General features: G+C 65.4%; 14 protein-coding genes. 11 read left to right on the top strand and 3 right to left on the bottom strand.

Going from position 1 to position 12,273, the window contains the following annotated elements; translation table 11 throughout:
* Positions 1-230: 230 nt before the first annotated feature.
* The gene (locus tag J2X92_RS21370) at positions 231-815 is read left to right on the top strand and encodes a nucleotidyltransferase family protein (RefSeq protein ID WP_307578653.1); all 585 of its coding nucleotides are present in this window, start codon (positions 231-233) and stop codon (positions 813-815) included.
* Positions 812-1,297 (top strand): GFA family protein, encoded by a 486-nt coding sequence (locus J2X92_RS21365; protein WP_444875717.1) that lies wholly within the window; start codon positions 812-814, stop codon positions 1,295-1,297. The genes J2X92_RS21370 and J2X92_RS21365 overlap by 4 nt, the downstream gene beginning before the upstream one ends.
* A 90-nt stretch (positions 1,298-1,387) precedes the next feature.
* Here the strand turns inward: J2X92_RS21365 and J2X92_RS21360 are convergent, their stop codons facing one another.
* Complete coding sequence (locus J2X92_RS21360) at positions 1,388-1,741, bottom strand: hypothetical protein (protein WP_307578498.1); 354 nt, start codon at positions 1,739-1,741, stop codon at positions 1,388-1,390.
* A 174-nt stretch (positions 1,742-1,915) separates the two neighbouring features.
* On the opposite strand from J2X92_RS21360, the gene J2X92_RS21355 reads away from it, so the two are divergent.
* From J2X92_RS21355 to J2X92_RS21315, 9 genes are all read left to right on the top strand, one after another.
* The gene (locus J2X92_RS21355) at positions 1,916-2,815 is read left to right on the top strand and encodes a LysR family transcriptional regulator (RefSeq protein ID WP_307578496.1); all 900 of its coding nucleotides are present in this window, start codon (positions 1,916-1,918) and stop codon (positions 2,813-2,815) included.
* Between the two features lie 129 nt (positions 2,816-2,944).
* Complete coding sequence (locus J2X92_RS21350; protein WP_307578494.1) at positions 2,945-3,955, top strand: Bug family tripartite tricarboxylate transporter substrate binding protein; 1,011 nt, start codon at positions 2,945-2,947, stop codon at positions 3,953-3,955.
* Between the two features lie 35 nt (positions 3,956-3,990).
* Positions 3,991-4,680 carry an RraA family protein gene (locus J2X92_RS21345; RefSeq protein ID WP_307578492.1) on the top strand — a complete coding sequence of 230 codons (690 nt, stop codon included), beginning with the start codon at positions 3,991-3,993 and terminating at the stop codon, positions 4,678-4,680.
* On the top strand, positions 4,677-5,603 hold the full coding sequence (locus tag J2X92_RS21340) for an NAD(P)-dependent oxidoreductase (protein WP_307578490.1): 927 nt from the start codon (positions 4,677-4,679) through the stop codon (positions 5,601-5,603). The genes J2X92_RS21345 and J2X92_RS21340 overlap by 4 nt, the downstream gene beginning before the upstream one ends.
* Positions 5,604-5,646: 43 nt before the next feature.
* Positions 5,647-6,627 carry a tripartite tricarboxylate transporter substrate binding protein gene (locus J2X92_RS21335; protein WP_373424868.1) on the top strand — a complete coding sequence of 327 codons (981 nt, stop codon included), beginning with the start codon at positions 5,647-5,649 and terminating at the stop codon, positions 6,625-6,627.
* A 40-nt stretch (positions 6,628-6,667) separates the two neighbouring features.
* The gene (locus tag J2X92_RS21330) at positions 6,668-7,627 is read left to right on the top strand and encodes a tripartite tricarboxylate transporter substrate binding protein (RefSeq protein ID WP_307578488.1); all 960 of its coding nucleotides are present in this window, start codon (positions 6,668-6,670) and stop codon (positions 7,625-7,627) included.
* Positions 7,628-7,638: 11 nt separating this feature from the next.
* Positions 7,639-8,526, top strand: coding sequence for an amidohydrolase family protein (locus J2X92_RS21325; RefSeq protein WP_307578486.1), 888 nt, complete (start codon positions 7,639-7,641; stop codon positions 8,524-8,526).
* Between the two features lie 59 nt (positions 8,527-8,585).
* On the top strand, positions 8,586-9,512 hold the full coding sequence (locus tag J2X92_RS21320) for an SMP-30/gluconolactonase/LRE family protein (protein ID WP_307578484.1): 927 nt from the start codon (positions 8,586-8,588) through the stop codon (positions 9,510-9,512).
* A 220-nt stretch (positions 9,513-9,732) separates the two neighbouring features.
* A complete protein-coding gene (locus J2X92_RS21315) occupies positions 9,733-10,383 on the top strand; it encodes a dihydrofolate reductase family protein (RefSeq protein WP_307578482.1) in 651 nt (216 codons plus the stop codon).
* 34 nt (positions 10,384-10,417) lie between these two features.
* On the opposite strand, the gene J2X92_RS21310 is transcribed toward J2X92_RS21315, so the two are convergent.
* A complete protein-coding gene (locus J2X92_RS21310; RefSeq protein WP_307578480.1) occupies positions 10,418-10,822 on the bottom strand; it encodes a nuclear transport factor 2 family protein in 405 nt (134 codons plus the stop codon).
* 34 nt (positions 10,823-10,856) lie between these two features.
* Positions 10,857-12,149, bottom strand: coding sequence for a LysR family transcriptional regulator (locus tag J2X92_RS21305; RefSeq protein ID WP_307578478.1), 1,293 nt, complete (start codon positions 12,147-12,149; stop codon positions 10,857-10,859).
* Positions 12,150-12,273 lie beyond the last annotated feature (124 nt).

The raw sequence follows: 12,273 nt of genomic DNA, 5'->3' as shown, positions 1-12,273 counted from the left end.
TGCGGGGCAGCGCGGCAATGGCAGCACCGCTCCGGCGGATTGGCGAAAAGCGTCAGGAGTGCGAACGTTGGCCGGCATTCTTGGACTTGTGCTGGCCCTGCTTGAGGTTCTGCCGCGTGTGCTCCTGGCTCATGGTCGCGCGCCGTCATGACGGTGCGGTGCCGCAGCCGAACTAACATCGAGGCATGACATTCAGCACCAAGGAGGACCATGCGCAGAGACTTATTGACATGGTGGCTGCATCGGCCGAGTTGATGGCCGCGCTGCGAGTGGTCCGCTCGCTTGAGCTTGCGTCCTGGTGCATTGGCGCCGGCGCCATCCGCTCGTTGGTATGGGACACCCTTCATGAATTCGATCGGCGTTCGCCCGTCGAAGACGTGGACGTCGTCTACTTCGATGCCGAGGCGGCTCCACGGCAGGATGCGGACCTCGAAAACCGGCTTCGTTCCGCCATGCCGAGCCTGCACTGGGAGGTGACGAACCAGGCCGGCGTACATCGTTGGTTTGCCGCTGCTCTCGGCCAGGTGGTGCCTCCGCTCGCGTCGCTGGAAGAGGGCGTCGCAACATGGCCGGAATATGCAACCTGCGTCGGTGTCTACATGAACGACGACGACTCGCTGGGCCTGGTCGCCCCGCATGGACTCGATGATCTTTTCGAACTGCGTGTCCGGCACAACCCACTCAGGGCGAGCGTTGCGACCTACCAGGAACGCGTTGCGACGAAGTGCTTTGGTGAACGCTGGCCGCGGCTTTCGTTCGGCGGGGTCCATCCGGCCGCAACCGAAGTCGCGCCAATCACACGGGAATCAGCGTGACCACTCGACGTGATGGAGGTTGCCTATGCGGGTCAGTCCGCTTTGTGGCCCTGGGCGAGCCCATGCGCACCTTGCAATGCCACTGCAGGTTCTGCCAGCGCATGACGGGTTCATCGTCTTACGCAGAGTCGATGTATTCGGTGGACGCGGTTCAGTTCTCGGGCGAGCCGATGGCCCGGTACTCGCACGCGTCGGAGAGTAGTTCGAAGCAGGTGCATGTTCACTTCTGCCCCAAGTGCGGCACCACGATCACCCTCACGTTCGAGCGCTGGCCCGAGTATCGTGCGATCTCTCGTGGGGCTTTCGACGATCCGAACTCCGTATCGATCAGCTCGCACATCTGGACCAGCTCGGCGCAGACGGGCGTAGTGCTGCCTGCCGGAACAGACTGCTTCCAGTTTGCCCGCGCGGACCTGACTGGCTCGCCTCAGATTCCTGCGCGCTTCGACACACCACAGATGGCGCGCACGAGTGATGGCTAGATAGATCTTCGAGCGTTGATGTTTGGCCCGATTGATGCAGCCAGCGCTCCCACGGGCTTCGATCGTGCAGCGCGGTATTCGCGATGAGGTCTATTTGGTGGTCGGTGCGGGAGCCGCTGCCGCTGCGGTTGTTGGCGCGTATTCAGGCCAGTAGAGCGCGACTTCCTGATTGGACATATAGCGGCACTGCTCTTTTGCGGATTCCAGAAAGAGCCGTTGTGCGGCGCCGAGTTTGGGTGATCGGCTGTTGTAGCAATGCACCGCATCGCACATGATTCCGTTCGTTTGACCGCCCGCCGCAGTCGACTTTGTCGGACAAAAATAGACGCTGCCATCATTCACATCGAGAGCGAACGCTTGCTGGTGGACGAGAGCGGCAAAGCCCAGGAATGCAGCGGTCAAGGGCCTTCTTGGGCCGGCCGAATGATGGCGGGAAAAATTCATGGCTTGTTCCTTCTTGTGGGTGGATCTGATCGCTGGAACATCGGCAACCTTCTTTGAAAGTTGCGAGTTCAAGCGTCGTGAGACTAAACAGACACGATCTGCGCCGCATCATCGTTTCAGATGACGGATGGCCAGGGTGGGATCAGAGCTTTAGACAAATTTGAGGAGTTCATCTTGGATCTGCGCGATCTTCAGTACTTTGAAGTCATTGCCGAGCTCGAGCACATGGGGCGCGCGGCCGAACGTCTGCACCGAACGCAACCTGCGTTGACAAGCTGCGTACGGCGGTTGGAAGAAGCGTGCGGGGCGCTGCTCTTCGAGAAAACAGGACGCGGGATCCGTCTGACCAGCGCGGGGAAGGCGCTTCTCAAATGGGCCCAGCGCACACGCTTCGATGTGGAAAGCGCGCGCCGCGAAATCAGCGACATCGGCAGAGGCCTGACTGGAAACATCAAGATCGGCATCGTGCCGACGGCCGCGCAGTTTCTCTTGCCCCCGGCCGCGCGCGACCTGATGCGCGAAGCGCCCGATGTCACGTTGCGGACCACCGTGGCGCTGGTCGACGTCCTGAAGCCGCTCCTGCGCGCCGGCGATATCGATCTGATGGTCGGCACCGGAGGCGCTACTGAACCGGGGTTCGCCTCGCAGAATCTGGCCGAAGACGTGATCGTGGTCGCTGCCGCCGACACGCACGCGATCTTCGACAAGCCGAAGCCGGGCCTCAAGGACCTGGCGGGCTATCGATGGGTGCTTCAGCCCGCTGGGGCACCGACGCGGGACTGGCTCGACCAGACCTTCGATCGCCATCGAATTCCCCGGCCTGTGGTACAGGTCGAAAGCACGATGCTGCTGATGCTGCCGACACTGATCGGCGAGACGGGGCTGCTGAGCTTCATCTCGCGTCTTCACCTGCAGGCGGGGCGTTCCGGCGCAGCGTTGCGCGAAGTGAAGTTGCCGGCCACGACGATGCGCCGCCGCATGGTCGTGACCTATCGCGACAGCGGCTACGTCTCCCCGGCGGCACAACGGCTGATCCACCTGTTGGCGAAATACGCCCACTCGCCTCCGGAGTAATACCCAAAGTCAAATCTATCGATCTTAAAAAAGTATCGATTGGACTGAATGGGCACCGCGCCGAATACTTGCCTCCATTGAACGCACCGCCCGCAATCGAGCAGGGTGGGCTAAACAGGAGACAAGTTCATGCCACATCGCGCCCTCATGGCGGCGGCTTCACACCGCCTCATCGGCATCGCCGCCACCACGCTCCTTGCCGGTGCAGCGCTCATGGCGCACGCACCGGCGTCCGCACAGGCCTATCCATCGCGCCCGATCAAGCTGATCGTTCCGTTTCCGGCGGGCGGAGGCACCGACCTGATTGCACGTGAAGTTGCCAACAAGGTGGCCGTCGCGAACGGGTGGTCGATCATCATCGACAACAAGCCCGGCTCCGGCGGAAACTTGGGAGTGGATGCCGCGGCCAAGGCTCCCGCCGACGGCTACACACTGGTGCTGGGCCAAACCAGCAACCTGGCGATCAACCCCACGCTCTACGCCAAGCTGCCTTACAACCCCGAGAAGGACCTGACGCCCATCGTCGAGGTTGCAAGTGCGCCGCTCGTCCTCGTAGTGTCGGCGGACTCGCCGTACAAAACACTCGCCGATGTAGTAGCGGCTGCCAAGGCCAAGCCCGAGTCGCTGAACTACGCCAGTTCCGGCAGCGGTACGGTGGCGCACCTCGCGACCGAGTTGTTCCAGAAGACGGCAGGAGTCAAGTTCACGCATGTTCCCTACAAGGGCGCTGCGCAAGGTTCGACCGACCTGATTGGCGGCCAGATCCAGATGTACATGTCGTCAGTGCCTACGCTGATCGGCTACGTCAAGAACGGGAAGATGCGCGCCATTGCCGTGACTTCGCCCAAGCGCACCGCCGACCTGCCCTCGGTGCCCACCGTTGCGGAATCGGGCTTCAAGGGATTTGAAGCCGTCACCTGGTTCGGTGTTGCCGGGCCGGCGGGTTTGCCGAAGGACGTGGTCGCCAAATTGAACGGCGCGTTCAACAAGGCGCTCCAGGATCCGGAAGTCAAGAAGAAGCTCGCCAGCCAGGGCGCCGACGCGCTCGGTGGAACGCCTGAGCACTTCGCCAAGCTGATCCACGACGACATTGGCCGCTGGGGAAAGATCGTCAAAGAGTCCGGCGCCAAGGTCGACTGATCACTTTCATCCTTCTCTTACATCGAACGAACGCCATGCCTTCCAATCTTCCCGACATCATCCGCAACTTCGAACGCGTGCCCGCGCACGTCGTGGCCCAGGCGGCCGAATTCCAGGCCGCGATCCTGGCCGACGTGGCCGGGCGCCGTGGCGCCGTGCATGGCCGCATCAAGGCACTGCGTCCGCGCATGAAGCTCGCCGGCAGCGCGATCACTGTGGAAGTACGACCCGGCGACAACCTGATGATCCATGCCGCCATCGCCATGGCCAAACCCGGCGACGTGCTCGTCATCGACGGCAAGGGCGACGAGGGCTCGGCGCTCATGGGTACGATCATGATGACCGCATGCAAGCAGCTCGGCATCGCCGGCGTTGTGATGGACGGTGCGTGCCGCGACAGCCTGGAGATCGATGAAATGGATTTTCCGGTCTTCTCGGTCGGCACCAACCCCAACGGCCCGACCAAGAACATCGGCGGTCGTATCGGACATCCGGTGTCGATCGGCGGCGTGACCGTGAACCCGGGCGACTTCGTCATCGGCGACTGCGACGGTGTGGTCGTGGTGGAGCGCGAGAAGATCGAGTCGCTGCTGCCGCTGGCCGCGAAGAAGGTCAAGGACGAGGCCGCGCGCATCGCGGCCATCAAGGAAGGCGACACGGCCGCCAAATGGCTCGTCTCGGCGCTGCGCACGGCCGGCGTGCTGAAGGAAGGCGAGACGCTGTGACCGCCATCCTCGTCACTGGCGCGGATCTGGCGTCGCAAGCCCTCGCGCTGCTCGAGGGGCATGAGGTCGTCTACGCGGGCAAGACGCCGACCGAGGAAGACCTCGTCGCCCTGTGCCGCAAGCACGATCCGGTGGCCATCATCGTGCGCTACGGCAAGGTGAGTGCGGCCGTCATGGATGCGGCCCCGTCTCTGAAAGTGATCTCGAAGCACGGCAGCGGCACCGACACCATCGACAAGGCGGCGGCGAGCACCCGCGGCGTCGAGGTTGTCGCGGCCGTCGGCGCCAACGCCGCGGCCGTCGCCGAGCAGGCGCTCGCCTTGCTGCTTGCCTGCGCCAAGTCGGTGGTGGCGCTGGACGCGCGCATGCACGCCGGTCACTGGGACAAGGCAACGCACAAGAGCCTCGAGCTCGGCGGCCGCACCGTCGGCCTGGTCGGACTGGGCGCCATCGGCCTGCGCTTCGCACGCATGGCAGATGCGCTGGGCATGCGCGTGCTGGGATTCGACCCGTTTGCCAAAGATCTGCCGGCCCATGTCGAAGCGGTGGACCTCGCCACGCTCTGGCGCGAATCCGACGCCATCTCGCTGCACTGCCCGCTGACGGAGGACAACCGGGGCCTGCTCGACGCGCAGACGCTGGCGCAATGCAAGCGCGGAGTGATCGTCGTCAACACGGCGCGTGGCGGCCTGATCGACGAGCATGCACTGCTCGCAGCCGTGCGCTCGGGCCAGGTCGCCATGGCGGGCTTGGACAGTTTCGCGGTTGAGCCGATGGCGCCTGGCCACCCGTTCCAAGGCGAAAAGCGCATCGTACTGAGCCCGCACATCGGCGGCGTGACCGGCGATGCCTATGTGAACATGGGCGTCGCTGCCGCGAAGAACTTGCTGCAGGTGCTGGCACGGCAGGCCGCGACGACCTGAATCTGCCGGGCCGCACCATGCAGAAAAGATCAAGGAGACATTCATGAAGATCGGTGGAAACCTCCGCTGGCCCGTCGCTGCCGTTGGCATGGCGGCGGCGCTGGTGGCGCACGCGCAGGCCCCGGCCTGGCCCGCAAAGCCCGTGCGCGTGCTCGTCGGCTTCTCCGCGGGCGGCCCCACGGACGTGGTCGCACGCGCCTTTGCCGACTACGCATCGCGCGCGCTGGGCCAGCCCTTCGTCGTGGACAACAAGCCCGGCGCCAACACCATCCTCGCGGCGGAAGCTGCCGTCGCTGCGCCGGCCGATGGCTACACGCTGCTGCTGGGCGCGACAAACCACACGATGATCCCCGCGCTGTACAGCCAGCGGGTCAAGTTCGATGCCGTGCGGTCGTTCACGCCGGTGTGTTCGCTGGCCGCAAGCCCGACGGTGCTGGTCGTCGGTCCGTCGATGCCGGTCAAGTCGGTGGACGCATTCCTGCAAGCGGTGAAGGCGGAGCCGGGCAAGCGCACGTACGCCACGCCGGGCTCGGGCAGCTCGGGGCACTTCGCGAGCGCGCAGTCCACGCGGTTGACGGGCACCTCGATGAACCACATTCCCTACAAGGGCGCGGCACAGGCGATCACCGACCTCATGGGCGGGCAGGTCGACAGCTCCTTCGCGACGCTGGGCTCCGTGCTGCCGCAGGTCCAGTCCGGCAAGCTCGCTGCGCTGGCGGTGGCGGCACCGAAGCGCTCGGCCTTGCTGCCGAACGTGCCGACGTTCGAGGAGGCGGGCCTCAAGGGCTACGCGGCGGACGCGTGGTACGGGTTGCTGGCGCCTGCCGGCACGCCACCCGCCGTGCTGGCCACGTTGCGCCAGGTCGCCACCGAGTTCACGCGGGCCCCCGCCGCGCGGGAGAAGCTGCGCTCGCTCGGCATGGAAGCGCAGAACACCTGTGCGGATGCCTTCGGCGCCCAGATGGCGCGCGAAGTCAAGCTTTACGGAGAGCTCGCGCGCGCGCTCGATTTGAAGACCGAATGAATGCGCACCGCCGCCATCCTTTGAACGCCGCAAGGAACCCATGATCCACCCCATCCCATGCCTGCTCGCCGCGTGCCTTCTGGCCGCCGCCGCTTCTGCACAGGCCGCCTTTCCGGAGCGCCCCATCACCCTCGTGGTGCCATATGCGCCCGGCGGCTCAGCCGATGCGCTCGCCCGCGTTCTCGCGGTGCACGTCGGCGCGAAGCTTGGCACCAGCGTGATCGTCGACAACAGGCCGGGCGCCAGCGGCACCATCGGTGCGAGCTTTGCCGCCAAGGCCGAACCCGATGGATACACGGTGCTGTACGACGCAACGCCGTACTCGATCAATCCACACCTTTTCCCCCGCATGCCATTCGCCGCCAACGCCTTGCAGCCACTGGCACTGGTTTCGCTGGCGCCCAACATCGTGATCGTCCGCGCGGAGTCGCCGGTGAAGAGCATCAAGGACCTCGCGGACAGAGCGAAGACCGAACCTGGAAAGCTCAACTTCGCGTCGGGCGGCAGCGGCACCGTGCAGCGCCTTGCCGCCGAACTGTTGCGCCAGCGGCTCGGTCTTGACATGGTGCACGTCGCCTACAAAAGCGGCGGCCCCGCCATCTCCGATGTCATGGGCGGCCAAGTCGATTTCATGTTCAGCACCATCGCCGCGTCATACCCGCTGGTGTCCAGCGGCAAGCTGCGCGCGCTGGCGGTGTCGTCGCCGCAGCGCTCCCCGCGCCTGCCCGACGTGCCGACCATTGCGGAGACTGTCGCGCCCGGCTACGAGGCGTACGAGTGGAATGGATTGCTGCTGCCCGCCGGCACGCCTGCTGCTGTCGCCGAGAAGCTTCACAAGGCCGTGGTTGAAGTTCTGAAGGAGGAAGAGGTCAAGCGGCGTTTCGTCGATGTGGGCGTCCAGCCGGTCGGATCGACGCCGGCCGAGTTTGCCGAGTTCCTGAAGAAGGAAAATGCGAAGTGGGCGGACGTGATCCGCAAGGGCAGCATCAAGCTCGATTGAGGGCGTCGTCGATGACCGTCAAATCGCTCTCGCAGCCCGTTCCTCATTCGGTGGGACTGAACCGGCCTGCGCTCGCACTTCCGCCGAATGCCTGCGACAGCCACATGCACATCTTCGATCCGCGATTCGCCGCATCGAAGCACTGGAAGCGCCAGCCGCCGCGGGCCGAAGTGGGCGACTACCGCCTGCTGCAACAGCGGCTTGGCACCCCGCGCACAGTGGTCGTCAACCCATCGACCTACGGCACCGACAACGCCTGCACGCTCGACGCGCTGGCGCAGCTAGGCGAGCGTGCGCGGGGCATCGCCGTCGTCGACCAGGACGTTTCCGACGAAGCGCTCGATCTGCTTGCCGCGCGGCGCATCTGCGGCCTGCGGGTGAACTTCGTCACGCCGCAATCCTGGGGCATGACCACTGCGCAGATGCTGATCACGCTCGCACGCAAGGTGGCTCGGCTGGGTTGGCACGTCCAGGTCTTCGTGCAGCCGGAGCAACTGGTCGAACTCGCACCCGTGCTCGCAGCGCTTCCGGTGCCATTGGTGATCGACCACATCGGCCGGATCGACCCGGCCGATGGCGTCCGCGGCGAGGCCTACGCGACGATGCGACGGCTGCTGGACGCCGGCAACACCTGGGTCAAGTTATCTGGCGTGTATATGCGCTCGCGCGACGGCGCACCGGCCTACCGCGACTGCGCTGCAATGGGCCGGGCGCTGGTCGAAGCTGCGCCCGAGCGCCTGGTCTGGGGGAGCGACTGGCCGCACACCACGGAACATCCGAACACCGTGAACGACGCCGACCTGGCCGACGTGCTGGCGGCCTGGTGCCAGAGCGTGGACGCGCGCGACCGTATCCTGGTCGACAACCCAGCGAAGCTCTATGGCTTTGGGGCCGATTGAATCGCACGGCCAACCGATACCATCCGAACCGTGGCGCGCCGGCGCCCAAGGAGATCGACTTGTACCTTTTGCAAGCGCCCCAGGTGCTGGAACTCCAGACCTTCACCACCATGCCCCAGGCCTTTCGCCGGCGCATGGCGAGCGTCTGGGCCGACGCGAACCGTGGAGGCCAACCCACCGATTCCTTTCTCGAAGGCCCCGTGTTCGATGAGGCCGGCAATCTCTACGTTTCGGACATTCCCTTTGGCCGGATCTTTCGCATCAACGCCGCGGGCGAATGGACGCAGGTTGCGGAGTACGACGGCGAGCCGAACGGCATGAAGTTCATCGACGCGCACACGCTGCTCGTCACCGACTACAAGAACGGCCTGATGCACGTCGACGTGCGCACCGGCCATGTCACGCCGCACCTGCAGCGGCGCAACACGGAGAGCTTCAAGGGCGTCAACGACCTCGTGCTCGACGCGCAGGGCAACATCTACTTCACCGACCAGGGCCAGAGCGGATTGCACGATCCGTCGGGCCGGCTCTACCGGCTGCGCCCGAGCGGCCAGCTTGACCTTTTGCTCTCGAACGTGCCCAGTCCGAACGGCGTGGCATTGTCCCCGGACGGCAAGCTGCTGTACCTCGCGGTGACGCGCGGCAACTGCGTCTGGCGCGTCCCGCTGCTGCCCGACGGCAGCGTGGCCAAGGTGAGCCAGTTCTTCACCTCCTACGGCCCCAGCGGCCCCGATGGACTCGCGGTCGACACACAGGGGCGCCTGCTGGTCGCCAATCCTGGCCTTGGCTACGTATGGGTGCTCAACCAGCGCGCGGAACCCGTGATGGTGCTGCGTGGCCCGGCCGGTGCATCGACGACCAACATTGCGTTCGGCGGGCCTGACAGAGCCACGCTCTTCGTGACCGACTCCACCCACGGCAACGTGCTGAAGCTCGTGCTGGATACGCCTGGCGTCGCACTGCATCGCTGGCCACTGCCGGGGTAGCAAGCAGTCAATGCTGGTCGTTGAACTGAGCTGACATCCTTACGCGCGAAGTCAGGGTGCCCCAAGGTCTGCTGCTTTTTTAACTCTTGCCGCCGGTGACGTACAGAACCATGTTTGCATCTCCATCTGGTTCACCTGTGCGTTCGCAGATCCGATACATGCGGCCACTCGCGTGCGCCGCCCGCGCTAGACTGAGCCTCTACTTGCAGGAGACGACTCCATGACCCGATTGCTCGTGCGCAGCTTCGGCGTTTCGCTCGATGGCTTCGCTGCCGGACCAGACCAGAGCCTGGAGCACCCGCTGGGCGTTCGCGGTCCCGAACTCATGGACTGGTTCTTTCCCACACGCGTCTGGCAGCAGATGCAGAAGTCGGGCGAAGTTGGCGGCGAGACCGGCATCGACAACCAGATGGCCGAACAAGGCTTTGCCGAAGTGGGTGCCTGGATCCTCGGGCGCAACATGTTCGGGCCGGTGCGCGGTCCCTGGCCCGACGAGAGCTGGAAAGGCTGGTGGGGCGACGAGCCTCCGTATCACGTCCCGGTCTTCGTGCTGACCCACCATGCGCGCGCGCCACTGACCATGCAGGGCGGCACCACCTTCCATTTCGTCACCGGCGGCATCCACGAGGCGCTGGCGCTTGCAAAGGCCGCCGCGGGCACGCGCGACGTGCGCGTGGGCGGCGGCGTCGCGACGGTACGCGAATATCTGAAGGCCGGGCTGATCGACGAACTGCACCTTGCCGTGCGGCCTGTGCTGCTGGGAAAGGGCCAGGCGCTGTTCGCAGGCCTGGACCTGCCGGCGCTGGGCTACAGCTGCGAACGGCAATTGGCAGGCGAGCGCGCCACGCATGTGTTCCTGCGCCGCAGCTGAATTGAACTGACTCCCGGCAGTTGCCGGCCACACCTCAACGCGTTGGCGCGGCAGGGGACAGGCGGTTCTTGCGATAGGAGTTCTTGAGCAGGATCTTGCCGGCCCGAAAAGTGAACAGATCGCAGCCGTGAACTTCAACGCGTGTTCCGTCCGTTCGCGTTCCGGTAAACGTCCACTCCGATACGCCCCGGTCTCCGTGGACGAAATGGCGTGCGTTGCCCCAGTGGGCATCGGGAAAGATGGCCCAGACCTCTGCGAAACCAGCTCGCACAGCCTCGACGCCAACGTACCGGGTGCCGCAGGCATCGGCGCCGGCCGACGATTCGAAGACGCAGTCGTCTGTCATGAACGACATGAGTGCATCGACATCGTGGCGATTCCACGCATCGGCAAATGCTTGCAGTACGTCCGTCGTCATTTCGGGAATCGCGATTTGCATGATGGGCACCTCTGCAGAGCCTTCGCGCGGGTGTTCAGTTTACTGAGTTCAGCTTGGCGATGGAGAAATCGGGCGAGCGGCCGACCACCGCTCGGATCTCCTCCATCAGCGCGCGCGCACCCGGCGACGGGAATGCGCCAAGGCGTTGAGTGAGCCCGATCTCGCGCCGCGTTTCGTCGAGCGGAAAGTCGAGCACGACGAGGCTGCCGTCTCGGATCTCGTAGCGCAGCTGGTGGGCCGAGATCGCGGTGAGCATGTCGCTTTCGAGCAGCAGGCCGCGCAGCACCGCCAGGTCGCCGGTTTCCACGGCGGGAATCGGAGGCGCTTGCCGCGCGGCGGAGAAAAAACGCTCGAGCAGTTCGCGCGACGGCGTGCCGTGGCGCGAGAGCGCCCATGTGGCCTGGCGCAAGGCATCAAAGCCGATTCGCGCAGTGCGCGCCAGCGGATGGCCGTTGCGCGCGATCACCGAAATGCGGTCCTCGAACAGCGCCTCTTGCTGCAGGTCTCCGGCCGCGGCGCCGCTGCGCAGCGCGCCCAGGATGAAGTCGATGTCGCCGCTTCGCAGCGACGCCGCCAGTGCGTCGTAGGGACTCTCGACCGTTGCGATGTGCAGCCCCGGATGGCGCGCCAGCAGCGAGGCAATGGCCAGCGGCAGGATGTGCGTGCGCCCGAGCGGCAGGGCGCCAACATTCACGCTGCCTTGCAGCATGCCCTCGCTCGCGGCAATGTCGGGTCCGATGTGGCGCAGCTCCGCGAGCACGCGCTTGAAGTAAAAGGCCACGATCTCGCCGGCCGGCGTGGGCACGAGGCCGCGCGTCCTGCGCTCGAGCAGCGCAACGCCGAGTCCGCCTTCGAGATCCTTCAGCGCGCGGCTGATGGCGGGCTGCGTGATGCCGAACTCGCGCGCGACGACCGGCATGTTGCGCTTCTCCACCAGGCTCGCAATGACCGCGAGGCGCCGGCCGTTGAGGATCGAGGCGAAGAGCGAATGCACGTCGGCCGAGGCGCCGATGCCGCCGCGTCCCACGAGCTGCGTGCGCGCGTCCTCGAACTCGCGCTCGATGCGCCGCGCGCGCATCAGCACCAGGTCGCCGTACGAGTTCAGCGCCATGCCGCGCGCGCCGCGGTCGAACAGCGGTCGGCCCAGCGCACCTTCGAGCTCGAAAATGGAGCGCGTGACGCCCGAGGCGACGCGGAACAGCTGCTCGTCCGCGGCCCTGGCGATGCTGCCCGCCGCGGCCACGGCCGAGAACGCCCGCAGGTGCCGCAGGTTGATGCCGAGCGCGCCGGCACGCGACCGCTCGATAACTTTGTCTCGCTGGTTCACGGGCTTTGCTTTTTGCGAATGTTCTCTCGCAGGAGGGAGTGGCCATCTCAGGGGAAAACCCTGATCGATAAAAAAGTCTGATGGTAGGTCAACCCGAACTCACCCCACGCGGTAGTCCGGCGAA

It is taken from the genome of Variovorax paradoxus (genome assembly GCF_030811855.1).
Classification (GTDB): Bacteria; Pseudomonadota; Gammaproteobacteria; order Burkholderiales; family Burkholderiaceae_C; genus Variovorax; species Variovorax paradoxus_L.
The sequence above is the reverse complement of the archived record's forward strand: the minus strand, read 5'-3'. Positions and strand labels throughout refer to the sequence as shown.